24 protein-coding genes and 1 pseudogene are annotated in these 24,321 nt (G+C 72.3%); 13 read left to right on the top strand and 12 right to left on the bottom strand.

Features of this window, described 5'->3' with window-relative positions; genetic code table 11:
- Nucleotides 1-25 precede the first annotated feature (25 nt).
- Nucleotides 26-472 carry a hypothetical protein gene (locus ACIBQ8_RS20655; protein WP_397170449.1) on the bottom strand — a complete coding sequence of 149 codons (447 nt, stop codon included), beginning with the start codon at nt 470-472 and terminating at the stop codon, nt 26-28.
- Between the two features lie 89 nt (nt 473-561).
- On the opposite strand from ACIBQ8_RS20655, the gene ACIBQ8_RS20650 reads away from it, so the two are divergent.
- The 3 genes from ACIBQ8_RS20650 (at nt 562) to ACIBQ8_RS20640 (ending at nt 2,439) form a co-directional block, all read left to right on the top strand.
- Nucleotides 562-1,374 (top strand): helix-turn-helix domain-containing protein, encoded by an 813-nt coding sequence (locus ACIBQ8_RS20650; protein WP_397170448.1) that lies wholly within the window; start codon nt 562-564, stop codon nt 1,372-1,374.
- 110 nt (nt 1,375-1,484) lie between these two features.
- Nucleotides 1,485-1,874 (top strand): VOC family protein, encoded by a 390-nt coding sequence (locus ACIBQ8_RS20645; protein ID WP_397192723.1) that lies wholly within the window; start codon nt 1,485-1,487, stop codon nt 1,872-1,874.
- A gap of 61 nt (nt 1,875-1,935) precedes the next feature.
- The gene (locus tag ACIBQ8_RS20640; protein WP_397192722.1) at nt 1,936-2,439 is read left to right on the top strand and encodes a GNAT family N-acetyltransferase; all 504 of its coding nucleotides are present in this window, start codon (nt 1,936-1,938) and stop codon (nt 2,437-2,439) included.
- Here ACIBQ8_RS20640 and ACIBQ8_RS20635 read toward each other — a convergent pair.
- On the bottom strand, nt 2,373-2,750 hold the full coding sequence (locus tag ACIBQ8_RS20635; RefSeq protein ID WP_397192721.1) for a hypothetical protein: 378 nt from the start codon (nt 2,748-2,750) through the stop codon (nt 2,373-2,375). The two genes, ACIBQ8_RS20640 and ACIBQ8_RS20635, sit on opposite strands and share 67 nt — an antisense overlap.
- 167 nt (nt 2,751-2,917) lie before the next feature.
- Here ACIBQ8_RS20635 and sigJ point away from each other — a divergent pair, with 167 nt between their 5' ends.
- Nucleotides 2,918-3,811: an RNA polymerase sigma factor SigJ gene (gene sigJ, locus ACIBQ8_RS20630; protein ID WP_397170442.1), complete on the top strand. Its 894-nt coding sequence runs from the start codon at nt 2,918-2,920 to the stop codon at nt 3,809-3,811.
- 65 nt (nt 3,812-3,876) lie between these two features.
- On the top strand, nt 3,877-4,377 hold the full coding sequence (locus ACIBQ8_RS20625) for a carboxymuconolactone decarboxylase family protein (protein WP_397192720.1): 501 nt from the start codon (nt 3,877-3,879) through the stop codon (nt 4,375-4,377).
- Between the two features lie 10 nt (nt 4,378-4,387).
- On the opposite strand, the gene ACIBQ8_RS20620 is transcribed toward ACIBQ8_RS20625, so the two are convergent.
- From ACIBQ8_RS20620 to ACIBQ8_RS20590, 7 genes are all read right to left on the bottom strand, one after another.
- On the bottom strand, nt 4,388-5,149 hold the full coding sequence (locus tag ACIBQ8_RS20620; RefSeq protein ID WP_397192719.1) for a PIG-L deacetylase family protein: 762 nt from the start codon (nt 5,147-5,149) through the stop codon (nt 4,388-4,390).
- Nucleotides 5,150-5,157: 8 nt separating this feature from the next.
- A complete protein-coding gene (locus tag ACIBQ8_RS20615; RefSeq protein ID WP_397192717.1) occupies nt 5,158-6,294 on the bottom strand; it encodes an ROK family protein in 1,137 nt (378 codons plus the stop codon).
- Between the two features lie 2 nt (nt 6,295-6,296).
- Nucleotides 6,297-7,118, bottom strand: coding sequence for a carbohydrate ABC transporter permease (locus ACIBQ8_RS20610; protein ID WP_397170435.1), 822 nt, complete (start codon nt 7,116-7,118; stop codon nt 6,297-6,299).
- A gap of 1 nt (nt 7,119) precedes the next feature.
- The gene (locus tag ACIBQ8_RS20605) at nt 7,120-8,001 is read right to left on the bottom strand and encodes a carbohydrate ABC transporter permease (protein WP_397170433.1); all 882 of its coding nucleotides are present in this window, start codon (nt 7,999-8,001) and stop codon (nt 7,120-7,122) included.
- Between the two features lie 3 nt (nt 8,002-8,004).
- Nucleotides 8,005-9,432, bottom strand: coding sequence for an N-acetylglucosamine/diacetylchitobiose ABC transporter substrate-binding protein (ngcE, locus tag ACIBQ8_RS20600; RefSeq protein ID WP_397192716.1), 1,428 nt, complete (start codon nt 9,430-9,432; stop codon nt 8,005-8,007).
- A 112-nt stretch (nt 9,433-9,544) separates the two neighbouring features.
- On the bottom strand, nt 9,545-10,522 hold the full coding sequence (locus tag ACIBQ8_RS20595) for an N-acetylglucosamine kinase (protein ID WP_397192714.1): 978 nt from the start codon (nt 10,520-10,522) through the stop codon (nt 9,545-9,547).
- Nucleotides 10,516-11,766: a 6-phospho-beta-glucosidase gene (locus ACIBQ8_RS20590; RefSeq protein ID WP_397192713.1), complete on the bottom strand. Its 1,251-nt coding sequence runs from the start codon at nt 11,764-11,766 to the stop codon at nt 10,516-10,518. Before ACIBQ8_RS20590 ends, ACIBQ8_RS20595 begins: the two co-directional genes overlap by 7 nt.
- 179 nt (nt 11,767-11,945) lie before the next feature.
- Between ACIBQ8_RS20590 and ACIBQ8_RS20585 the strand changes: the two genes are divergently transcribed.
- From ACIBQ8_RS20585 to ACIBQ8_RS20565, 5 genes and pseudogenes are all read left to right on the top strand, one after another.
- Complete coding sequence (locus tag ACIBQ8_RS20585; protein ID WP_397170425.1) at nt 11,946-12,545, top strand: dihydrofolate reductase family protein; 600 nt, start codon at nt 11,946-11,948, stop codon at nt 12,543-12,545.
- Nucleotides 12,546-13,085: 540 nt separating this feature from the next.
- Entirely contained in the window at nt 13,086-13,901 is an 816-nt protein-coding gene (locus ACIBQ8_RS20580; RefSeq protein WP_397192712.1) for a Scr1 family TA system antitoxin-like transcriptional regulator, read from the top strand.
- Between the two features lie 29 nt (nt 13,902-13,930).
- Nucleotides 13,931-14,095 (top strand): annotated as a pseudogene (locus ACIBQ8_RS20575) (DUF397 domain-containing protein); the annotation flags it as partial.
- 219 nt (nt 14,096-14,314) lie between these two features.
- On the top strand, nt 14,315-15,016 hold the full coding sequence (locus ACIBQ8_RS20570; RefSeq protein ID WP_397192711.1) for an RNA polymerase sigma factor: 702 nt from the start codon (nt 14,315-14,317) through the stop codon (nt 15,014-15,016).
- Nucleotides 15,006-16,019 carry a CU044_5270 family protein gene (locus ACIBQ8_RS20565; protein ID WP_397192710.1) on the top strand — a complete coding sequence of 338 codons (1,014 nt, stop codon included), beginning with the start codon at nt 15,006-15,008 and terminating at the stop codon, nt 16,017-16,019. Before ACIBQ8_RS20570 ends, ACIBQ8_RS20565 begins: the two co-directional genes overlap by 11 nt.
- An 88-nt stretch (nt 16,020-16,107) precedes the next feature.
- On the opposite strand, the gene ACIBQ8_RS20560 is transcribed toward ACIBQ8_RS20565, so the two are convergent.
- The 3 genes from ACIBQ8_RS20560 to ACIBQ8_RS20550 form a co-directional block, all read right to left on the bottom strand.
- Nucleotides 16,108-17,505, bottom strand: a complete 1,398-nt coding sequence (locus ACIBQ8_RS20560; RefSeq protein ID WP_397170419.1) for a hypothetical protein — start codon at nt 17,503-17,505, stop codon at nt 16,108-16,110.
- Between the two features lie 105 nt (nt 17,506-17,610).
- Entirely contained in the window at nt 17,611-19,362 is a 1,752-nt protein-coding gene (locus ACIBQ8_RS20555) for an acetyl/propionyl/methylcrotonyl-CoA carboxylase subunit alpha (RefSeq protein WP_397192709.1), read from the bottom strand.
- A 36-nt stretch (nt 19,363-19,398) separates the two neighbouring features.
- The gene (locus ACIBQ8_RS20550; RefSeq protein WP_397170416.1) at nt 19,399-20,118 is read right to left on the bottom strand and encodes an SDR family NAD(P)-dependent oxidoreductase; all 720 of its coding nucleotides are present in this window, start codon (nt 20,116-20,118) and stop codon (nt 19,399-19,401) included.
- 123 nt (nt 20,119-20,241) lie between these two features.
- Here ACIBQ8_RS20550 and ACIBQ8_RS20545 point away from each other — a divergent pair, with 123 nt between their 5' ends.
- From ACIBQ8_RS20545 to ACIBQ8_RS20535, 3 genes are all read left to right on the top strand, one after another.
- Nucleotides 20,242-20,514 (top strand): WXG100 family type VII secretion target, encoded by a 273-nt coding sequence (locus ACIBQ8_RS20545; RefSeq protein ID WP_397170414.1) that lies wholly within the window; start codon nt 20,242-20,244, stop codon nt 20,512-20,514.
- Nucleotides 20,515-20,604: 90 nt separating this feature from the next.
- Nucleotides 20,605-21,753, top strand: a complete 1,149-nt coding sequence (locus tag ACIBQ8_RS20540) for a S8 family serine peptidase (protein WP_397192708.1) — start codon at nt 20,605-20,607, stop codon at nt 21,751-21,753.
- A 90-nt stretch (nt 21,754-21,843) separates the two neighbouring features.
- A complete protein-coding gene (locus ACIBQ8_RS20535; protein ID WP_397192707.1) occupies nt 21,844-24,237 on the top strand; it encodes a serine/threonine protein kinase in 2,394 nt (797 codons plus the stop codon).
- The last annotated feature ends 84 nt before the right edge of the window (nt 24,238-24,321 follow it).

Raw genomic sequence — 24,321 nt, 5'->3', positions numbered from 1 at the left:
ACAGAATCCGCCGGATGCGCCCAGGTCAGCGCATCAGCTCGTACGCCGCGTACGCCGTGATCCCGTACGCCAGGTGCGGGACGACGTCGGACACCCACGCGCCCGCCGGCCACTCGCTCGGATGGGTGACGTCGAGCAACGTCAGCGGCACGTTCGAGCCGGACATGGCCAGGGCGGTGAGCGCCAGCACCCCGACCGGCCACGACCTGCGCCGTCCCGACAGGAAGCCGTAGGCGATGGCCGAGGCGACGCCGGTCGCGTACCCCATGAGCGAGCCCAGCGCCTCCGTGCGGTTGGCGGCCCTGTCGCCGTCGCCGAGGTCGGCGTGCGCCAGGTCGGACAGCTTCGCCACGGCCTGCCGCGGCGTGCTGCTCGCGGCCCGCGCCCGGACGAGCATGTCCAGGTAGGAGACGGTGTTGAGCGCCGTGGTGCCCGCCGCTCCCGCGATCAGTCCCTTGACGAGTGTGTGCATGCCCTGGCCGCTACCCCGACCGGCCCGCCCGTCACCCGCGCGCCGGACCTGGGGACCGGCGCGCGGCCGGCGGGACGTACCGTGGCGGGGTGAGCGCCGATGGAATGCCCGCCGCGTTGTCGCCGTACGTGACGACGCTGGCCGCCTACGACCTCGGGCCCGGTTCGGGCGGGGTGCATCGCGGGCTGCCGTCGTCCACGCTGTCGGTCACGATCCCCGAGGACGGCCCGGTCGACATCGCCTGGCTCGGCCGGCCGGGGCCGGGGCGGCGGCTGCGGGCCGCCGTGGCCGGGCTGCACCTCGACGCGGCCGAGCTGCGGCAGCGGGGAGGCACGCGCGGGGTGTGGCTGACGCTCACCCCGCCGGGCGCCGCCGCCCTGCTCGGGGTCCCCGCCGCGGCGCTGGCCGGGGAGGTGGCCGACCTCGCCGACGTCGTCCCGGCGCTGGCCGACCTGCCGGAGCGGCTGGCGGGCTGCCGGTCCTGGGCCCAGCGCCGCGCCCTGGTCGAACACCGCCTGCTCGCGGGGCTGGCCCGCCACGGCGACCGCGCCGCCCGGCGCACCTCGCGGGCCACGCTCGCGGCCCTGTCCGGGACGGCCCGGGTCGAGGAGGCCGCCCGGCTCCTCGGGTGCTCGCGGCGCCACCTGAGCGGGGCGGTGCGCGACGAGTTCGGGGTGACGCCGAAGGAGTACCAGCGGCTCGTCCGCTTCGAGGCCGCCCGGCGCCGGCTCGTGGCCGCCGCGCGCTCCGGACGGACGGCGCTCGCCGAGGTGGCCGCCGCCTCGGGCTTCGCCGACCAGGCGCACCTGACCAGGGAGTGGCGCGCCATGGCCGGTTGCACGCCCACCGAATGGCTACGCGCCGAAGGCCCGCCCGCCCGGCCTTCCCCGGCCCCGCACTGACGCCCAGGCCCGCCCGCCCGGCCCCCCACTGATGCCCGAGCCCGGCGTCCGTCGTGGTCCGTGCCCATATGTTCAAGACCCCGGTCGCCGCGCGCCGCCACGATGGCCGCATGGACCTGCACTTCGTTCCCCGCCTCATCGTGCCCGACCCCGACCGGGCCTCCGCCTTCTACCGGGACACCCTGGATGCCGAGGAGGTGTTCCGCGCCGCACCGGGCGACGACGGGCGGCCCACCGTCATCGAGCACCGCCTCGGCGGCGCCGCGTTCCGGGTCTCGCCCGCCGTCGCCGACTGGGGCTGGCTCTCGCCGGACGACCTGGGCGGCTCCCCGGTGCTCCTGGAGATCGTCGTCGGCGACCCGGACGCCGTCGGCGAGCGCATGACCGCCCAGGGCGCGCGGACGGTCGTGCCGATCGAGAACCGGCCCTACGGCCTGCGCTCCGGCCGCCTCCGCGACCCGTTCGGCCACCTCTGGATCCTCACCGGCGACCCGCGCTGAGGCGACGGGCGGCGCGGTGAGCCCTTTTTTCCCGCCGGTCCGGCCTGTCATGCTGCTCGGCATGGAGGACATGGCTCAGGCGCACGTCCGCATCCGGCCCTTCCGCGAGGAGGACCGGCCGGGGGTGCTGGCGCTGGCTCCGCGGCTGGCGGAGGGGGTCGCGGCCTGGCGGGACCCCGGCGCGGCCGTACGGGCGGCGGAGCGGTGGCTCGCCGGGTCCGTCGCCGCGGCGCAGGAACGACGGGGAGCGGTCTTCGTCGCCGTGCGCGGCTCCCGGGTCGTCGGCGTCGTCTCGGTGGACCGGCAGCGGCACTTCACCGGCGACGAGGACGCCTACGTCGGCGAGCTGGCCGTCGCCCCGGACGCCGTCCGCGCGGGGCTGGGCCGCCGGCTCATGGCGGCGGCCGAGGACTGGGCCCGCGAGCAGGGGCTGCGCCACCTCACCCTGGAGACGGGCGCCGCCAACGTCACCGCCCGCCGGTTCTACGCAGCTCTCGGCTACACGGAGGAGAGCGTGCGGCTGTCCCGGTCGCTGGACCGCGCCGTCCAGACCCGGCTGAGCTGAAGCACGCTGCCGGCGAACAGCAGCACGCCCAGCGGCACGTGCAGGGCCGTCACCTGCGCGATGCCCAGCGCGACCTGGGCGCTGACCAGCACCAGGAACCCGGCCGCGTGCATGATCGGCTTCGGCGGGCCGCCGCCCGGCCGCCACGCCAGGATCGCGGCCACCAGGTGCAGCACCGCCACGACGAACACCGTGTACGCGGCGGCGCTGTGCATCGGCTGCCCGTTGGGCACCGACAACAGCAGCCCGGCGGTGACCGGCGCGGCGAACAGAGCCAGGGTCTGCAGGATGATCGCGACACGTAGCAACATGGGGTACTCCTCGACCGCCGGGACGGCGGTCCGCTCGCGGGGCTTGCCTTCGAGAAGTCCGACGACGTGACCGCCGGAAATGTGAGGTGGCGCGGTGACCTCACATCCGGGGGCGCCGTCTCGTCGGACACACTAGGGCAAAAGCGACTAAGGGAGTCGTCCACATCATGACCACCGCACCCGACCCCGGCCTGGACGCGATCATGAGCGAGCGCCGGCAGCTCGTCAACCTCGCCTACCGCCTCCTCGGCTCGCTGGCCGACGCCGAGGACGTCGTCCAGGAGACCTACACCCGCTGGTACGCCATGTCCCCCGGCCAGCGGGAGGCCATCGAGTCGCCGGGCGCCTGGCTGACCAGGGTCGCCGGCCGCATCTGCCTGGACGTGCTCGGCTCGGCCCGCGCCCGCCGCGAGCGCTACGTGGGCGAGTGGATCCCCGAGCCGCTGCCCGACCGCACGGAATGGGCCGGCGACGACCCGGCCGACCGGGTGACCCTGGACGAGTCGGTCAACATGGCCTTCCTCGTCGTGCTGGAGTCGATGACGCCGGCCGAGCGGGTGGCGTTCGTCCTGCACGACGTCTTCCGCTACCCCTTCGCCGAGGTGGCCGAGATCGTCGGCCGCACCCCGGCCGCCTGCCGCAAGCTGGCCTCCTCCGCCCGGCACCGCATCGACGCCGCGCGGACCTCGGCGACGCCGGCGGCCCGGCAGGCCGGCATCGTCCGCGAGTTCAAGCAGGCGTGGGAGGCCAAGGACATCGACGCCCTCATCGCCCTGCTCGACCCCGGCGTGGTCGGCGTCGCCGACGGCGGCGGCGTGGTCAGCGCCGTGCCGCGGCCGATCGAGGGCGCCGCACGGGTGGCCCGCTACGCCGTCGAGATCGCCACCAGGGCGCCGGCCATGACGCTGCTGGAGCGCACCGTCAACGGCCGCCCCGGCCTGGTGGCCCAGCGCGACGGCGTCACCGTGATGGTCGTGGCGTTCGACGTGGCGCAGGGCCGGATCAACCGGCTGTGGGCGGTGCGCAACCCCGACAAACTCCACCCCTGGACGGCGGCCTGACCCTCACATTCCCGGACGCTGCGTCGTCGGACCGCCGAGACCCGACCGCAGAAGAAGGGGAGCCGATGTCCACGACGACCGAGCAGGAGAACCTCCAGTCGCGTCTGCCCGATCCCTCCAGGTTCTTCCCCGAGCTGGGAGAGATCGCCATGGCCATGACCAGGGCCACCCGCAACGGTGCGATCCCGGGGAGCACCGTCGGCCTGGTGCAGCTGCGCGCCGGGCAGATCGCCGGCAGCACGTACCACACGGTCCGGCAGGCCGACCTGCTGCGCCGGGCGGGGGAGCCGGACGAGCGCCTGGCCGCCGTGGCGTCGTGGCGGGACGCCCCCTACTTCTCCGGCGCCGAACGGGTGGCGCTGGAGCTGGTGGAGGCCGTCCTCGCCGCGAACCCGGCAGGGGAACGCGTCCCCGACGAGCTGTACGCCAGGGCGGCCGCCCACTACGACGACAAGGCCCTGTGGACGCTCGTCCTGGCGATCAGCCAGATCTGCTTCTTCATCCCCGTCGCCGCCATAGCCAAGCCGATCCCCGGCAGGCCCCCCGGCAAGAACTACACCGGCTGACGCCGGGCGGCTACGCGGCCGGGACGGCGGCCCCGGCGAGCAGGCGGCCGATCTCCTCCCGGTCGGCCTTCCTGCCGTAACCGGCGAACTGGAAGGTCTCCTCCTTCAGGAACTCCGCCCAGTGTTCGAGCACGAACGCCCGTCCGGCGGCCACGTCACCGGGCGGGGGAGCCTGGTCCAGGAAGCCCCGCTGCCACGGCGCGAACTCCAGGAACTGGGAGGCGTGGGCCAGGCACGCGTCGAGCTTGGCCGTCAGCGCCGAGGACACGTCCACCACCACGTCGGGCCGGTGCACGGGGGCGGAGGCGTAGTCCGTCATCAGCAGGCACACCGGCATGCGCTTCAGGGCCGGCTTGCCCACCTCCAGGTTGCGCGTCATCGCGAACTCGACCGCGTGCGCGGCCAGTTGCCCGGCGGCCCGGTTGTCGGGGTGGCCGCCGCCGTCGGCGTGCAGGGCGATCACCAGGTCGGGCCGCCAGGCGCGGATCTGCGCCAGCACCCGCAACCGCAGCTCGACGGTGGGTTCCAGCATGCCGTCGTGCACGTCGAAGATCTCGTAGTCCACCACGCCCAGCGCGTCGGCCGCGCGCCACGCCTCCTCGGCGCGGCGGCGCGCCAGCGGGCCGCGCTCCAGCTCGTGGTGCCCGGCGTCGCCGTTGGTGAGCGTCAGAAACTTCACCGCGTGGCCGGCCCGGGCCAGCAGCGCGGCCGTGCCGCCCGCGTAGATCTCGGGCTCGTCGGGATGAGCGGCGATCACGAGGGTTCTCAACATGTGCGTCCTTAGGGGTTGGCTTCACCGGTACGACCGGCCGTACCGGCTTGGAAGACCCGATCGCGGGTCAGGTCCAGGGCGTAGCAGAGAGCGCCGCCGAGCACGGCGTTGCCGCGGACGGCGCTGAGGGCGACGGTCGCCGGCACCAGCGGCGTCGAGGCCAGACGGTCGGCGACCCGCGCCCTGAGCGGCTCGCCTCCCGCGACGCACAGGGGCCCGGCCAGCACGACCAGGCCCGGGTCCAGCACCCCGATCGCGGCCGTCACGCCGAGCGCCACCCGCGCGGCGGCGTCGTCGAGGAAGCCCTGCGGGGCCTCGGCCAGCGTCCGGCTCACGGCGGTGAGCGCGGGGTCGCCGGACAGGCCGTGCGCCTGCGCCAGCGCGGCCAGCGGCTCGGCGCCGAGCAGCGCGCCGAGCGGACCGCCGTCCGGCCCGTAGCGGCGGCCGGTGGTGACCGGGTCGGGCACGATGACCGAGCCGACCTCGCCGCCGCGCCCGGTGACGCCCCGCCAGAGCGCGCCGTCGAGCACGACCCCCGCGCCGACCCCGCCGCCCACCCAGAACAGCACGAAACTGCTGTCGTCGTGCTCCTGGAGCTCGCGGATGGCGACCAGGTTGACGTCGTTCTCCAGGCGCACGTTGGCCGGCAGGTCGTCCAGGCCGGACCAGCCCGACAGCTGCACGGCCTGACGCAGCCGCCGCCCGTCGGCCTCCACCACGCCCGGCACGCCCACCACGACCTGGTCGAGCTCGTCCAGCTCGAAGCCGGCCGCGCGGACCGTCTCGGCCAGCAGCCGCCGGGCGTCGCCGGTCGCCTCGGCGCGATGGGTGCCGAGCACCCGGCCGGTCAGGTCGGCGACCGACACCTCCATCGAGCTCGTGGTGAGATCGACCCCCGCGACGCGCGCGGCGGAGCCGTCGAGCTGCCACATCTGCGCGGCCGGCCCGGCGTTGCCCGGCTTGAGGCCGGCCTTCCTGGCCAGCCCGCTGTTCTCCAGCCTGCGCAGCACCTCGGCCGCCGACGCCTTGGACAGGCCCGTGTGCAGTTCCAGCTCGGCGCGGGTGAGGCCGCCGTGCTCAAGGAGCAGGGTGAGCGCGGCGCGCTCGTTGAGCGTGCGGAAGACGGTGGGGTTTCCTGAAGACATTCCTACTTCAGCGCTCCTGAGGTCAGCCCGGACTGGATATGTCGCTGGAAGACGATATAGATCAGCACGACCGGAAGCACCGTCATGCTGAGCGCGGCGAACAGTCCGGGCCAGTCGGCCTCGTACCCGGCGATGGTGGAGATGTCGGCCACGCCCTGGGTGATGACCCACAGGCTCTTGTCGCCGGGCAGCAGGACCAGCGGGATGAGGTACTGGTTCCACTGGCCGAGCACGTTGAAGATGGTCAGGCTGACCAGCGCCGGGCGGGCCATGGGCAGCATGACCTGGAAGAACGTGCGGGTGTGCGAGGCTCCGTCGATCATCGCCGCCTCGGCCACCGCGTCCGGCAGCGCCCTGAAGAAGGACGTCAGGAAGAACACCGTGAACGGCAGCGAGTAGGCGATGTAGACCAGGACCAGGCCGACGTGGCTGTTGAGCAGCCCGAGCCCGTCCACCACGAAGAACAGCGGCACGAGCGCCAGGAAGACCGGGAAGGCCATGCCGGAGACGAACAGGAAGTAGACCAGCCGGTTGCCCGGGAAGCGGTAGCGGGCCAGCACGTACGCGGCCATCGAGCTGAGCAGCATCGTCCCGGCCACGCCGAAGAAGACCACGATGACCGTGTTGAGCAGGTAGCGGCCGATGCTGGCCCGCTCCCAGGCCCGCGCCCAGTTGTCCCAGCGCAGCTCGCCGGGCAGTTGCAGGGCGTCGCCGAAGATCTCGGCGTTGCTCTTGAAGGAGGCCAGCAGGGTCCACAGCAGCGGGGCGACGATGAGCAGCGCCCAGAGGCCAAGAACAGCCTGGATGCTGATTTTTCGGAACATTTCAGTAGACGACCTTCTGGCGGCGGGTCACGCGCAACGTCAGCGCGGCGAAGGTGAGGGTCAGGAAGAACAGCGCCACGCCCATGGCCGAGGCGTAGCCGAACCGGGAGTAGGAGAAGGCGTTCTTGTAGATCTCCGTGGCCAGCACGGTGGTCGCGCCGTCCGGCCCGCCCTGCTCCACCGACAGGACGTTGACCAGCGCGAACCCGTCGAACGCGGCGATCCCCAGATAGACCCAGGCCACCTGGACGGTGTCCCACACCAGGGGCAGCGTGATGGAGAAGAACGTGCGCAGCCGCCCGGCGCCGTCGAGGGCGGCCGCCTCGAACACGTCCTTCGGGATGGCCGCCATCCCGGCCGAGAACAGCACGACGTAGAAGCCGACCGCCTGCCACACCATCACCGCGATGATCGACCACAGCGCCAGGTTCTGGTCGGTCAGCCAGCCGACCGGCTCGACGCCCAGCTTCGCCAGCGCGCCGTTCAGCACGCCGCTCGCGTCCGGCCGGTAGACGGCCTTGAACAGCACCCCGACCACCGCGACCGCCAGCACCTGCGGCAGGAAGAAGATCACCCGGTAGACCCGGGCCCCCGGCGTGCCCGCCGAGTCGCCGAGCAGGTACGCGAAGACCAGCGCGAGCGCGACGGTCACCAGCGGCAGCGTGACCAGCAGGACCGCGTGGTTGCGGACCGCCTGCCAGAACGTGTCGTTGCCGAGCATCCGCCGGAAGTTGTCCAGGCCGACGAAGTTCAGGTTCGCCGACACCCCGCGCCAGTCGGTCAGCGCGATCTGGAACGCCTGGACGTACGGGCTGATCACGAAGACCGCGTAGAGGACCACGGGCAGGGCGAGGAAGCCCGCGACGAAGCCGTGCCGCCTCATCGCTCAGACGCTCCTGGTCTGCTTGGCGATCGCGGAGTCGGCCTTGAGCTCGTCGGCCTTCTTCTGCATGTTCGCGCAGAACTGCTCGGGGGTGATGCGTCCGGACATCACCGAGTTGGTCTGGACCTGCCCGTGGTCGAACAGCTCCTTGTACCAGCCCTCGAAGCGGGCGTCGGTGATGATGTTCGTCCCGGCCGCCTCCTGGGCCCTGGCCGCGCTGCGCACGGCCGAGGTCAGGTCGAGGCCGTCCACGACGCCGTTGACGACGGTGAGGTTCCTGGTCAGCTCGGTGTAGCCGCGCGCGCCCTCCCGCGACAGCATCAGGCGCAGGTACTCCAGCCCGCCCTGCGGGTTTCTGCCCTTGGCCGCTACGAAGAACGCCTCGCTCACCCCGATCATGATCGCCTCGTACGGCATCGCGTCGGCCGCGGTGATGCTGGGCACCGGGGCGATCGCGTACTCGAAGGAGGCCGGGCGGTCCTTGGCCATCTCGTTCTCCAGCCAGGAGCCGCAGGGGTAGAACAGCACCTTGTCCTGCAGGTGCTTGACCTGCGTCTGGGTGTGGTCGAGCCCGAAGTACGCCTTGTCGCCGAAGTCGCGCTGCACCTGCGCCCACGCCGCGACGGCCTGCCGTACGGGCTCGGCCTGCCAGGCGCCGTCGGCGAGGTTGTCGATGTCGACGATCACCTTGTTGCCGCCGACCTTGGCGGCGCTGTAGACCAGGTTCCAGAGCTGGTAGAAGGGGCCGACCTGGCCCGGGTAGGCGAACAGCGCGATGCCCGCCTTCTTGGCCTCCTCGCCGAGGGCGTTGAACTCCGCCCACGTCTTCGGCGCCTGCCAGCCGCGCTGGTCGAACAGCTTGGCGTTGTACCACAGGGCGCGGTGGGCGACCGTGTACTGCAGCACCCGGGGCACGCCGTCGATCAGCGAGTTCTCGTAGACGCCGCCGACCAGGGTGTCGCGCACCTTCTTGGCCGGGTCCGCCAGGGAGGTGGCCTCGAACAGCGGCGTCAGGTCGGCGAGGTGCCCTTCGGCGACGAGCGACTGCAGGTCGAGGGCGTCGGGGCCAGAGTTGTTGACCACGTCGGGCGCGTCGCCGCTGATGAAGCGGGGGCGCAGTTGCGTGCCGACCTTCTGGGTGGGCACATGCTTGATCTTGGCGGTCTTGTACGCCTTGCTGTAGAGGGCCTCGTGCAGGCCGGTCGCGTAGCCGTCGCCGTTGCCGCCGCTGAAGATCACGACTTCCAGCTGCCTGGCGGCGTCCACGCCGAGGGGGTTGGCGGCCGAGGTGGGCGCGGCCGAGGTGGAGGCGGCCGGAGCGGCGGAGCGTCCGGTGGCGCACGCGGCGAGCAGCCCCGCGCCAGGGCCCGCCGTCAGGGCGGTGAGTCCGATACGTCGAAGAACCTCACGTCGGCTGGGGGTGGTGGACATGGGTGGCCTCCTTGACCGCCAACCGTCCGGATACCTTCCAGACGGTTGGCGGCTGACTCTAGACTTACCGCCCTACGTGCGTCAATACCTCTCTAGAACGGCGCTCGGACTCTCAGAGCGCTGCCCGGACCTTCTGAAACTGCGCTCGGAGACGGGCCTTGGCCTCCTCGGAGGCCCCGATGCGGTCCAGGCCGTTCAGCGCGGCCCCGACGATCGGCGGCTGGTCCGGGATCACCTGCTTGGCCAGCGGGGCCCGTACGGCGAACCGCTCCTCCAGCATCGCGACCAGCAGCGGGATGCGCGCGTGCAGCACGCCGCCGCCCAGCACGACCTCCGTCGGCGTCTCCAGCAGGTCCAGGCGGCGCAGGCACACCTCGGCCATCACCACGATCTCGTCGGCCAGCCGGCTGACCAGCTCGAACGCGATGGCGTCAGCCGACGCGGCGGCCTCGAACACCTTCGGCGCGAGCGCGGTCAGGTGATGCCGCTGGATCTGCCCGAAATGCACCCCGAGCACCACCTCCTCGACCGTCCGCGTGCCGAAGTGCTCCTTGATCAGGCCGGCGAGGGCGGTCGGCGCGCCCCGGCCGTCCTCGGCGCGGATGGCGTGCCACAACGCCTCCTCGGCCAGGCCGCCGCCACCGCCCCAGTCGCCGCTGATCCGGCCGAGCGCGGGGAAGCGGGCCACCCCGCCCGTGGGCGAGACGCCGACCGCGTTGATGCCCGCGCCGCACACCACCGCGACGCCGCTGGGCCCGGACGCCCCCGAACGCAGCAGCGCGAAGCTGTCGTTGCCCACGACGACGTCGGCCGCCATCCCGCGGGCGCGGAACTCGGCCGCGAGCGCCTCCTCCTCCACCGGCAGGTCGGCCCCGGCCAGGTAGGCGTAGAGCTGGTCGGCGTACGGGGGAGCGGCCGCCGGTCCGAGCGCCCGCCGCACGGCCTCCTCCACGACGTCCACGGCCGCTGGGACGCCGACCGTCTGCGGCTCGAACGGCCCGCCGTCGCCCTGGGCCAGGATCGTGCCGTCGCCCGAGAGCACGACGACGTGCGTCTTGCTGTTGCCCGCGTCCACGGCGATGATCACCATGGCAGGTACCGCTCGTTCGCCGCCAGCAGCAGGCCGGTCAGCTCGTCGGCAATGGCCTCCTGGCCGATCAGCGGATGGGCCAGCAGCGCGTTGCGCACCCGGTCCGCGCCGCCGTGCAGCGCCGCGTCGAGCGCCAGCTCCTCGTACGCCGAGACGTTGGCGATCAGGCCCGCGTACAGCGGCTCCACCGGATCGACCGGCAGCGGCGCAGCCCCGGACGCCGAGACCCTGGCCGGGACCTCGATGACCGCCTCGTCGCGCAGGAACGGCAGCGTCCCGTCGTTGCGGGCGTTGACCACCTGGACGTCGCCCCGGTCGCCGAGCAGCGAGGCGATCAGCGCGACGGCGGCCTCGGAGTAGTAGGCGCCGCCCCGCTTGTCCAGCAGGTCCGGCTTGGTGTCCACGGCCGGGTCCGCGTACAGCTCCAGCAGTTGCTGCTCCATCGCCGCGACCTCGGCCGCGCGCGACGGCTTGGCCCGCTGCTCGCCCACCACCAGGTCGTGGGCGTAGAAGTAGCGCAGGTAGTAGGACGGGACCACCTGGAGCCTGCGCAGCAGCCCGACCGGCAGGCCGATGTCGTCGGCCAGCTCCTGCCCGTGCTCGGCGAGCAGCCGCGGCAGCACGTCCACGCCGTCCACCACGACCGACCGCTCCCACGTCAGGTGGTTGAGCCCGACGTGGCCGAGCGCGACCCGCTCCGGCGGCACGCCGAGGTGCCGGGCGAAGCGGCGCTGGAACCCGATGGCCACGTTGCACAGGCCGATCGAGCGGTGCCCGGCGTCCAGCAGCGCCCTGGTGACGATGCCGACCGGGTTGGTGAAGTCGACGATCCAGGCGCCGGGGGCGTGGGCGCGTACCTGCTCGGCCAGTTCCAGCACGACCGGGACCGTGCGCAGGGCCTTGGCGAGCCCGCCCGCGCCCGTCGTCTCCTGGCCGACGCAGCCGCACTCCAGCGGCAGCGTCTCGTCCACGTTCCGGGCGGCCTGGCCGCCCACCCTGAGCTGGAAGAGCACGGCGTCCGCGCCCGCCACGCCCGCGGCCACGTCGGCGGTGGCGATCACCTTCGCCGGGTGCCCGGCCCTGCGCAACATTCTGCGGGACACGCCCGCCACCAGGTCGAGCCGCGTGGCGTCCGGGTCGATCAGGGCGATCTCGGTGAGCGGCAGCTCGTCGCGCAGCCTGGCGAAGCCGTCGATGAGCTCGGGGGTGTAGGTCGAACCGCCCCCGATCACGGCGAGTCTCATGGGCAACTCCTCAATTAGGAAACTTTCCTAACCGCCGAACCTACCCGACCTCCTCCGATTCGACTCCTCCCACCCCGTTCCAGGAAATTTCCGCTCACCGTGTAGAGAGCCCGGTGTCGGCTCCGACTCCCTGGTGAAGGCGCCGGACGGGCGCCACGGACAACAGGAGACGAACCAGGATGAGCAAGGTCACGTGCGACATGGGGATGTCCGTCGACGGCTACGTGGCGGGGCCGAACCAGAGCCTGGAGCAGCCGTTCGGCGACGGCGTGGGCGACCGGCTGCACGAGTGGATGTTCGAGGAGCCCGAGAAGCACGCCGAGGTCATCGAGGCCATCACGGCGGCCGGGGCGTTCATCATGGGCCGCAACATGTTCGACCCCGGCCGCGGCGCCTTCGACCCGAACTGGACCGGCTGGTGGGGGGAGGAGCCGCCGTACCACGCGCCGGTGTTCGTCCTCACCCACCACCCGCGCGAGCCGCTGCCCATGAAGGGCGGCACGACGTTCTTCTTCGTCACGGACGGCATCGAGGCCGCCTTCGCCATGGCGCAGGAGGCCGCGGGGGACCGTGACATCGCCATCGCCGGCGGCGCCGCCACCGTCAACCAGTACCTGGCCGCCGGCCTCATCGACGAGCTCCGGCTGCACGTCGCGCCGGTGATCCTCGGCCGCGGCGAACGCCTCCTGGCCGACGCCGGCGACATCACCCTCACCCCCGCCGCCCCGCCCACGGGCACCGCCCTGGTCACCCATCTGACGTACCGGGTGGTCCGCTAGGCGCGGTCCTTTCCAGGTCGGCCCATACGACGCGGTGGCCGTGCGGGCCGCTCCTGACTCGCGCAAGGACCCTGCGTCCAGAGGGCCGGAGCGCGGTTCTCGCTCTGCCGTCCCCTGGGGCGACCACTTCGAGCCGTACGAACCCGGCTCCGACCACGACCCCGAGCAGCACCGCGACCCGGTCACGTCCGGGGCCGGGCAGCACATGCCTGACCGCGTTGGGCGCCAGTTCCGAGACGACCGTGAGCGCGTCGTCCCGAACCAGCGGATCGACGTCGTCCAGCCAAACGCCGAACCGTCCGCGCTCATCGTGGCCCAGCGTCATGCATTCACCCTGAATGCACCGGAGGCCCGGAACCGTTGGTGGCGCGACGAAAACGTTGTCGCCCGGATCCAGTACGAGCACGCGATCGCGCGGCGCCCACACCCCGCGAAACCTGCCCGACAAGCAGCGACGCCTGTCATTCATCGGATTGCCGGAAGGGGGTCGCAGTAGCCTGCCGAAAGGCAATTATCTTGCTCTTGACCTGCGGAGACGCCATGCCCCTCGGCGTCGGCGACCATCTGTCACCCAGAGCGCGTTTCGCCCGCGACCTCGCGGACCGCCGTAAAGCGGCTGGAATGACGCAATCCGCACTTGCGCTACGCATTCTCTGCCACGAATCACTCGTCAGTCATGTCGAGAAAGGCCGACGGGCTCCCACGCTGGAATTCGCGCGCGAGGTGGACAAGGCGTTCGGCGCCGACGGCCATTTCACCGGCCTCCACGAACGCATCTCCCAGTCGCCCGCGCTGGGCTGGTTCGCACGCTGGGTCGAGGAGATCGAACCGCAGGCCGTCATCATGTACTCGCGGGATCCGCTCGTGATCCCCGGCATGCTCCAGACGGTGGACTACGCTCGCGCTGTCTTCGCGGGTACAGGGCCACCGGAGCAGGTGGAAGAGCAGGTCCAGGCGCGAATACAGCGCATCGGCATCTTCCAGGCAGCCAACCCGCCATCCCTTCTCGCAGTCATCGAGGAAGGAGTGCTCCATCGGCCCTTCGGCGGGGCCGGTGTCCTGGTCGGGCAACTGCGTCATCTGCTGGAGCTCACCGAGCATCCTCAGATCACTGTTCAGATGCTCTCGCACACGGCTGGCTGCACAGCCGGCATGGTGAGCGCGTTCGCGCTGGCGCGCTTGCGCGACGGCTCCGAGGTGGTCTCGGCGGACTCGCTGCTGTCCGGGCAGGTGTCAGGCGACCATGACGCAGTCGCGCGTTTGAAACGGAGGTATGACAACATCAGAGCGCACGCACAGCCGAAGAACGTCACTCGACAGGCGATAGAGGGTGCGATAGCCAAATGGGCCAGCTGAACCTTGATGATGCGTAATGGCGCAAGTCCAGCGCCAGCGCCGACACAGGACAGTGTGTCGAGGTCGCGACCAACCTCCCCGGGATCATCGCCGTCCGTGACAGCAAGAACCCGCATGGCCCGGCGCTGATCTTCACTCCCGCGGAGTGGAAGGCGTTCCTGCACGGCGCCAGCCAGGGCGAGTTCAACCTCTGAGAGCAGGCGTCTGCCGCTTAGCAGCCGGGTTCGTCCGAGGGGTGCGGGGACAGGTAGGGCCCCGCGGGGGTGTGGGGGCCTGCCCCGCATGGACGCAGTCTGAGCCCATGTCGCGCGAAGCGCCGCCCATTGGCGAAGCCCTTGGAGGGCTCACGCGAGAACCGGATCCGTCCTGTCGGGTGAAAGGGGGTGTTCAGCCCGAAGAACGGAGCCGAGAGTTTGACGCAGGACACCGAGGTGGACGACGCGGAGGTGATCAGACGTGCCCGCAACGACCCCGCCGCCTTCTCGGCGTTGTACGACCGGCACGCCCCCGCGCTCCACAGATACGTCACCCGCCGCCTGGGCGATTCGCTGGCCGACGACATCGTGGCCGAGACGTTCCTGGACGCCTTCCGCCGTCTCGCCCGCTACGACACCGCCCACCGCGACGCCCGTCCCTGGCTGTACGGCATCGCCGCCAACCTGATCGGCAAGCACCGCCGTACCGAGATCAGGGCCTACCGGGCCCTGGCCAGGACGGGCCTCGACGCGGTGGCCGAGAGCTACGCCGACAGGGTGGCGGCCCGCGTGTCGGCCGGGGCGGCGCACCGCGAGCTGGCGGGGGCGCTCGCGACGCTGTCGCAGCAGGACCGCGAGGTGCTGCTGATGATCGCCTGGGCGGACCTCAGCTACGAGGAGGTCGCCCGCGCGCTCGGCGTCCCGATCGGGACCGTGCGTTCGCGCCTGCACCGCGCCAGGAGGAAGACCCGCGCTGCCCTGGGCGGCATCGACCCGTCAGCCCTCCACGACCCCGCCCCGCCGACGGCCCGCGACGCCGCGCCCTCAGCCGTCCGCGACGCCGCCCCACCGGCCGTCCGCGACGCCGCGCCCTCAGCCAGCCACGACACCGACGAGGAGGACCCCGGCCGTGGACGATGACCTCACGCTCCTGCGCGAGCTGCGTGCGGACGCCCCCGAACCCGACGCCGACCGCCTGCGCGCCGTGCGCGCCCGAGCCCTCGCCCCGGCGTCAACCCCGGCTCCGGTCCCGGCCCGGAAGAGGCGCCGGTTCTGGGCGGTGCCGTCGTTGCTGGCCGCCGCGACGGTCGCCGCCGCCGTGCTCGTGGCGGTGAACGGTTCCCGCACCCCGGCCCCGCCCCCGCCGAACGCCGTGACCACCATGCCGGTACGCGCCGAGACGGTGCTGCGCCAAGCCGCCCTGGTGGCCGAGGGACGCCGCAAGCACCAAGAGCCGCGCCCCGACCAGTGGTTGTACCGGAAGGAACTGGTCAAGCAGCCCGGCGAGGAGCAGGGCACGGTCCAGGAGTACTGGACCCGGTACGACGGCACCCGCCAGGCGGTCCGCCAGAACGGTGGCGCCCTGGGCTTCCAGGACATCACCCCCGAACCGGACGACGACGACCTGACCCCCCGCCAGTACGCGGCCAAGCTCGCCGACCTCCCCACCGACCCCGCCGCGCTGCTGGATCACGTCAGGGGCGACCGGCACTGGTCGACCCTGCCGAAGGGCGCGGAGCCCGAACATCCGGACGCGCGGGCGTTCCGCGTGCTGTCGGTCTACCTCGACGCGGGCGTCCCCATGCCGCCGAAGGTCGAGGCCGCCATCTTCCGCGCGCTGGCCGAGCTGCCCGGGGTGCGGGTGGACCTCGGCGTGCGGGACGCGGCGGGCCGGGCGGGGATCGGCATCGCCTACGAGCCCGCCGGCTCCGTCCCCGGGGGATCGACGCGGGACGCGCAGGGCCGGATCGTCTCGCGGTCGTACCTGGTGCTGGACTCCGCGACCTACCGTTTCCTCGGCAGGCGCGTGGACACCCTTGAGGACGAGGTCCTCCACGGCGAGGTGCTGGCCCGCAAGGGCACGTTCTACGCCAGCGCCGACCTGGCGGCAGGCGTGGTGGACGAACCAGGCCGGATCCCCTGACCGGACTCGGCGCGGCCCGCGAGCCGGAACGCGAAAAGGGCGCGCCCTCCGGAAAGGGAGGGCGCGCCCGTCAGGGTCGGCGCAGGGTTTACCAGTCGCCGCCGCCGAAGTCGCCACCGCCGAAGTCGCCTCCGCCGCCGAAGTCGCCCCAGCCGCCGCCTCCGCCGCCGAAGTCGCCTCCGCCGCCGAAGTCACCGCCGCCGAGGTCGCCTCCGCCGCCGTCCTGGTAGCCCTCGGCGTAGCCGGCGCCGTAGCCGCCGCCGCCCCAGCCGCCGTGGAACATGCTGCCCATCATCGTGCCGATGAACATGCCGGTCATGATGTCGCCGAAGCCGCCGTAGTAGCCGTAGGCGTACGGCTGGTAGGCCGGGCCCGCGTCGTAGTAGGGGCGACGGTGACCGTCGACCATGACCTCGCGCATCTGCGGGTCGAAGCCGCGCTCGACGGCCTCGGCGTCCATCTTGCAGGCCGGGACGTCGCGCACCGCGCCGCCGGGCGGGGCCCAGCGCACGTCACGGGCCGACGGGCCGTGCTGCGGGTTGAAGAAGCAGGGGGCGCGCCGCTCGGGGATCGGCTGGTTGTTGACCTTGGCCTTCACCACGGCCAGCGCGTAACGGCCGTCCTCAAGGGTCTGGGTGACCTCGCGGACCTGGTCGGGCCGCTGGACCGCGTTGAGCTGGACCTTGGCCTTCTCGTAGGAGTCGAGCGCCTGCTGCCACTCGGTGATGTGCCCGCCGCCCTGGCCGGCCAGGGTGACGTCGGTGTCGAGCTCGGTGATCTCCTCACCCAGCTTGGTGACGTCCTCCTCCACGGTCTGCTTGACCGCGGCGAGGTCCTTGGCCTCCTGGATGGCGCGCTTCTTCTTCTTGTTCTTGGAGTAGAGGAAGTAGCCGCCGCCGCCGACCACCAGCAGGCCGAGCAGGGCCACCAGCGCGAACTGGCCGCCGGCGCCGGGGTTGGCCTGGCTGCTGGGGCTGAGGGCGCCGCTGCGGTCGTTCTTGCCCGCCGCGTCGACCCGGTTGGCGAAGTCCTTCACGCCCGCGACGATGTCGCCCGAGTTGGCGTTCACCGAGAGCTTGACCAGCTGGCCGGCGAGGTTGTTCCGCAGGGCGTTGGACCCGGCGAACATCGTCTCGCCGTCGAACACCACCACTGTCACCTTGGGACGACCGGCCTCGACCAGCGCCTTGCCCAGGGACGAGAGGTACGGCCCCACGGTCGAGTTGTCAAAGGTGCCGTCGGGCAGCGCGACAGCGTAGATCTTGCTGTCGGCGTCCTTCAGCGCGTCGTTGATGTCACTCTGCTGGCTGGAGCTCAAGGGGGAGCCCGACACCACGTAGAGCGGGGCCTTCTTCCAGTTTTGCACCACGGTTTGTGCGTCAGGTGGCGCCGCCGCGTTGGCGGCAGGGGACAGCGCAAGAACGACGAACAGCCCGGCGATCAGAGCCGCGATCGCGGCCCCTGCTCGGCGCAGCGAATGGGTCATTGGCAGCAAGCCTCCTTCGCCCATGAGGACGAACGGGCGGTCGGCAAAGTTCCTCACTGGGCACGTTACCTGCCCGCGACGGCGCACCGGCACAGGGGAGCGGGCTCAGGCGTCCTTGATCTCGCAGATCGTGGCGCCCGACGTGACGGTCTGGCCGACGGCGGCCGACAGGCCCGTGACGGTGCCCGACTTGTGGGCCGTCAGCGGCTGCTCCATCTTCATGGCCTCCAGCACGACCACCGTGTCGCCCTCGCTCACCACGTCGCCGTCGGTCGCGACGACCTTGACGATCGTGCCCTGCATCGGGCTGACCAGCGCGTCGCCGCCGGCCGTCGCGTGCTTCCGCGCGCCGCCGGAGCGCCGCGGCGCCTTGGCCGCGGCGGGCGCGGGCCCGGCCATGCCGAGCCCGGCCGGGAGCACCACCTCAAGGCGCTTGCCGCCGACCTCGACCGTCACCGTCTCCCGCGCCGCCGGGGCGGCCGGAGTCGCGGCCACCTCGCCCGCGTACGGCTCGACCGGGTTGTCCCACTCGGTCTCGATCCACCGCGTGTGCACGGCGAACGGCTCGGACGTGAACGCCGGGTCGGTCACGACCGCCCGGTGGAAGGGCAGCACGGTCGGCATGCCGTCGATCTCGAACTCGGCCAGCGCCCGCCGGGCCCGGTCGAGGGCCTCGTGACGGGTGCGCCCGGTGACGATCAGCTTGGCCACCAGCGAGTCGAACGTCTGCGGCACCGTCATCCCGGCCTCGTAACCCGCGTCGAGGCGGACGCCGGGCCCGGCCGGGGCGCGCATGGCGGTCAGCGTGCCGGGGGCGGGCAGGAAGTTGCGGCCGGCGTCCTCGGCGTTGATCCGGAACTCGATCGAGTGGCCGCGCAGGGCCGGGTCGTCGTAGCCCAGGAGCTCGCCGTCGGCGATCCGGAACATCTCGCGCACCAGGTCGACGCCCGCGACCTCCTCGCTCACCGGGTGCTCGACCTGCAGGCGGGTGTTGACCTCCAGGAAGGAGATCGTGCCGTCCTGGCCGACGAGGAACTCGCAGGTGCCGGCGCCGACGTAGCCGGCCTCCTTCAGGATGGCCTTGGAGCTGGTGTAGAGGATGTCGATCTGCTCCGGCGACAGGAACGGCGCGGGCGCCTCCTCCACCAGCTTCTGGTGGCGGCGCTGGAGGGAGCAGTCGCGGGTGCTGACCACGACCACGTTGCCCGCGCGGTCGGCCAGGCACTGGGTCTCGACGTGCCGGGGACGGTCGAGGTAGCGCTCCACGAAGCACTCGCCCCTGCCGAAGGCGGCCACGGCCTCGCGCACGGCGGACTCGTACAGCTCGGCGACCTCCTCCAGCCTGCGCGCGACCTTGATGCCGCGGCCGCCGCCGCCGTACGCGGCCTTGATCGCGATCGGCAGCCCGTGCTGCTCAGCGAACGCCACGACCTCCTCGGCGCCGGAGACCGGGTCCTTGGTGCCGGCCACCAGCGGCGCGCCGACCTTCTGCGCGATGTGCCTGGCCTGCACCTTGTCGCCCAGCGCCGCGATGGCGGCCGGGGGCGGCCCGATCCAGGTGAGACCGGCGTCGATGACGGCCTGCGCGAACGAGGCGTTCTCGGCCAGGAAGCCGTAGCCGGGATGGACCGCGTCGGCGCCGGAGCGCGCGGCGACGTCGAGCAGCTTGGCGATGTCGAGGTAGGTCTCGGCGGGGGACTGCCCGCCCAGCGCGTACGCCTCGTCGGCCACCCTGACGTGCAGGGCGTCGATGTCTTGGTCGGCGTAGACGGCCACGCTGCCGATCCCCGCGTCCGTGCACGCGCGGGCCACCCGTACGGCGATCTCGCCGCGATTGGCGATCAGAACCTTCCGCACCGACCTTCGTCCCTTCCTCGTGGTCCTCGTGAGTGCTCAGCGGCCGAGGTACGCGCCGCCGTTCAGATGCAGCACCTGCCCCGTCATGTGCCCGGCTCCCGCGGACGCCAGAAAGAGAACGGTATCGGCCACGTCGGAGGGGGTGCCAGGGCGGCCGTTACGCGTGTTCCGCACGCGGGCCCTGACGCTCTCCTCCGTGAGCCTGCCGCGGAAGAACTCGGTCTCCATCACCAGGCCGGGCGCCACGACGTTGGCGGTGATGCCCCGCGGGCCCAGCTCGGCGGCCAGGTCGGCGGTCCAGGACTCGACGGCGGCCTTGGCGGCGCCGTACGAGCCGGACCCGGTGCCGCGCGCGGCGATCGAGCCGATGGAGACGATCCGGCCGCCCTCGCCCATGCGCGGCGCGAGCGCGGTCGTGACCAGCACGGCGGACAGCAGGTTGGCGTTGAGGTTGGCCCACCACGCCTCGGCGACGTCCGCCAGGTCGCCGGACTGCTCGCGTTCCAGGTTCGTGTTGCCCCCGGCGTTGTTGACCAGGACGTCCACGTGGGAGGGCAGGCTGCCGAGCGCGCCCTGGACGGCGGCCGGGCTCGCGGCGTCGAACGGCACGTACGCCGCCCCCAGCCGCGCGGCGGCCTCCTTCAGCACGTGCTCGCGCCGGCCGGTGATCGTGACGCGGTCGCCGAGGGCGGCGAACGCCTCCGCGACGGCGTAACCGATCCCGGTGCCGCCACCCGTCACCACGACCTCGCGCATGAGCGGATCACTCCTTAGATCCGAATAATCCTCTGGACGACCATAGCCGCTCGGCATAACGGGGGCGACGGGTGGTGGGCCGCTTTATGGTGAGGGCGCTTTCACCAGTCCCAGGAGGTATGCATGAGCCAGAGTATGCTCGGCGGCAACCCCGCGGAAATGCAGCAGATGGCCAGCCAGTTCACCCAGCAGTCCGAGGCGCTCAACAACATCATGACCGCGCTCGATCGTGAGGCGGCCAAGGTCGGCACCGCCTGGACGGGCCCCGGGGCCAATAAGTTCAAAGACGCCTGGCAGAGCTACCGCGCGGCCTTCGTGCGGATGAACCAGGAACTGGGCGAGGCGTCGCGGGTCATCAACACGTACAGGACGAACATCGAGTCCGCCACGCAGTGAGCACGGACAGGGGCCCTGGCCCGCCGCCGGGGCTTCTTCCGTCCTGAGGGGAGCTTTCCTCCCGGATCGGGCAGGCTACGCTCTTTCTCCATGATTGGTCGCGCCTTGGCGGCGAGCGTGCTCGCCCTGCAGTTCGCGGCGGCGCCGGCGCAGGCCGCGCCCGTGAGGTGCACGCCCAAGAAGGCCACCATGGCGATCGCCGAGACCTGGGCGCAGCGGCGGGTCAACGCGGAGAAGGTGTGGCCGCTGACCACGGGCCGGGGCGTCACGGTCGCCGTCATCGACAGCGGCGTGGACGAGACCCACCCGCAGATCCGGCTGAGCGGCAAGGCCGATCTCACCAACACCGGCTTCCGCGACTGCGTCGGCCACGGCACGGCGGTCGCCGGGATCATCGCCGCCCTGCCGCGCAAGGACATCCCCTTCCACGGCGTCGCCCCCGGCGTCGACCTGCTGTCGATCAAGCAGGTCGCCGGTGACAGGGGTGACGTGGGCCTGCTGGCCAAGGCCATCAAGACGGCCGTGGACGAGCACGCCGACGTCATCAACCTCTCCATCGACGCCCCCGACACCCCCGACCTGAAGGCGGCCGTCGACTACGCGCTGGAGCGGGACGTGGTGATCGTCGCCGCCGCCGGCAACCTCACCAAGGACGACGGCACGTCGACCCCGTCCTACCCCGCCGCCTACGACGGGGTGCTGTCTGTGGGCTCGGCGACCCCGGACGGCGGGCGCTCGACGTTCTCCAACCCCAACGCGGTCGCCGTGCTCGGCCCGGGAGAGGGGGTCAGCTCGACCTGGCCGCTCAAGGGGTACCAGTCCGCGCTGAAGGGCACCAGTTACGCCGCCCCGTACGTGACGGGCGTGGTGGCGCTCGTCCGCGCGCGGCATCCCGGGCTGACGCAGCTTCAGGTGCGCAGGCGCATCACGCTGACCGCCGACGGCGCGTCCGGGACGGGCACCGGCGCCGGGATGGTGAACCCGCTGCTCGCGGTGACCGCGGTGCTGCCGTCGGAGCAGGTGGCCGTGGCGCCGCCGGTGCCGCCGCCGCTGCCCGCGACCGTCGTGCGCAAGGCCGTGCCGCCGGACGAGCGGTCGATGGAGGTCGCGACGGTGGTCGCGGCGGGCGGGTTCTCGCTGGTCGGGCTGGTGCTGGCGGCCTGGGTGTTCGTGCCCATGGGACGCAGGCGGCGCTGGCGTCCCGGCTCGTCGCCGGATATCGGGAGAATTGACGGTTAACTGTAAGAGTGGGCGCCCGAAACTGCTGATGCTTATGGGGCTTATTTGGTTAAATGTCTCTGATCATGACGGACTCCTGAAAGGACGGTCATGGTGGAGAAGGACTCCCCCCAGGCAGCAGTACCGGAGCGGATCGGCGATCACGAGATCGTGAGCCTGTTGGGACAGGGCCCGCGTGGCGCCGTTCATCTGGGCAAGGAGTCCGAGGACGCCGATCCGGTCGCCATCAAGACGCTGACCGTGGACCCCGCGGCCGACCCGGACTTCGTGACCCGGCTCAAGGACGTCAGCCGGGTGTCCAGCTCGTACGTGGCCCGCACGCTCGACGCAGGCGTCCAGGACGGCCTGCTCTACGTCGTACGTGAGCACGTCGAGGGACGTTCGCTGGCCGAGACCGTCGCCGCCGACGGCCCCCTGACCGGCGACGCGCTCGAACGCGTGGCGGTCGGCATGCTCACCGCGCTGACCGCGGTGCACCTGGCCGGATTCGCGCACCGCGGACTCACCCCGAACAACGTGATCCTCACCGGCGAGGGTCTGCGCGTCACCGACATCGAGATCGGCGACCCGGCCGGCGAGATCGGCTACCGCGCCCCCGAGCAGCTCAACGGCCTGCAGTACGGGCCCTACGCCGACGTCTTCGCCTGGGCGGCGACCGTGGTGTTCGCCGCCACCGGCTCCGCGCCGTTCGGCCAGGACGCGCACGCCGTGCTCACGGACGAGCCCGAGGTGGGCGGGCTGCCCGAGCCGCTGCGCCAGACCGTCCTCGCGGCGCTGTCCAAGGACGTGTCCGGCCGGCCCACGACCTACACGGCGCTGCTGCGCCTGCTGGGGGACGACAAGGCTCCCATGCCGGAGGCGCCGATCGAGGGCGTGCCCGTGCAGGGGCCGCTGTCGCAGATGCCGCCGTCCCAGATGCCGCCGTCCGACCCGGCGGACCTCGTCACCCTGATCGACGGCCAGCCCCCGATGCCGGGCCAGCCCCCGATGCCGGGCCAGCCCCCGGTGCTGCCCCTGGCCATCGAAGGCGCGCCGATCCCGAACGGCCCGATCCCGAACGGCCCGATGGCGAACGGTCCTGTCCTGAACGGCCCGATCTTCAACGGGCCGATCCCGAACGGTCCGATGGCGCACGACCCGATGCAGCCCGGCCCGTTCGTGCCCGGTGTGCCGCCGCAGGGCCCGATGGGGCATGAGCCCATGCAGCCCGGCCCCATGCAGCCCGGCCCCATGCAACCCGGCCCGATGCAGCACCTTCCCGTGAACGACGAGCCGGTGCAGGGCGTCCCGGTGCAGTACCCGCCGGTGCCTGTGCAGGCCGCCTGGGGGCCGCCGTCCGGACCGCAGAGCCCGTCCGTGGAGTCGGCCCAGCCCGCGATGGCCGGTGCGGGCAGCACCGGACCGGCGCGCAAGCCGTTCCCCCTCGGCCTGGTCGCCGGTGTGGTCGCGGTCATGCTGCTGTCGGCGATCGGCCTGTGGGGCGCGAGCCGCTACTCCTCCAACGTCACCTTCGAGCCCGCCGCCGCGGCGGGCTCGGCCTCGCCCTCCTCGGGCGAGGCGGCGGCGGCCCAGAAGGCGGTCACCGCCGTGCCCACGCAGCCCCAGCCCGAGGTCACCGCCCCCTGGGCGACCACGCCGTCCCCCGACGACGACGGCGTGGGCCCGCTGGTGCTGCCGGACGACGACACCTCCGCCGACACCCCGCAGGTGCCGGTGCTGACCACGGTGCCGACCCCGACGGCGGCCCAGCAGCTGACGGTCCCGACGATCCAGCCGACCGCGCAGGAGCGGAAGACCACCAAGGAGCCCGAGCCGACGGCCACGGTCACCAAGACGGTCACGCCGACCCCGTCCGCGACGCAGACGCAGCAGCCGACCGAGACGCCCACCCAGAAGCCGACCGGCAAGCCCACGGACAAGCCGACCGGGAAGCCCACGGACAGGCCGACCGAGGAGCCGACGCCGTCGCCCACCCCGACGGCCACCGGCACGCCCACCGCCACGCCCACTGCGACGCCCACCCCGACGGTCACGCAGCAGCCGACCCAGACCCCGACCCCGACGCAGAAGCCCACGCAGGCGCCGGAGCCGCCCACGCAGAAGCCCACCCAGGAGCCGGAGCCCACGAAGACGTCCACGCCTCCGGCCACGTCGAAGCCGAACCCCTACACGCCGGTCCAGGTCTGCGGATCCGGTTTCGTGGTGCAGCGGTCGGCCCCGTTCGCCGGCGGCACGACGTACCAGCTCTACAACAGCAGCACCGGTCAGAACTGCGTGGTCACCCTGAAGTCCGGCCCCGACGTCGGCAAGGCGACCCCGGTCAGCGCGACCCTGGAGGTGCAGGGCGGCACGAGCAGCACCGACCGCGGCAACTACGAGTACTACGCCGGCCCGGTGAAGCTCGCCGCCAAGGGCAAGTGCGTGCGTTACGCCGGTAGCGCGGGCTCGGGCAGCACCAGCGCCGACTGGGCGAACTGCGGCTAGGCCCCGTACGGAGTGGAGATCGGCAGGATCACCCGCGCCACGCCCGACGGCCCTACCAGGGCCGTCGGGCGTGGCGTGTGAAGA

Origin of the sequence: Nonomuraea sp. NPDC049646, assembly GCF_044465525.1 — a bacterium.
Classification (GTDB): domain Bacteria; phylum Actinomycetota; class Actinomycetes; order Streptosporangiales; family Streptosporangiaceae; genus Nonomuraea.
Note: the sequence above shows the minus strand (reverse complement) of the source record. Positions and strands in the feature narration are given on the sequence as shown.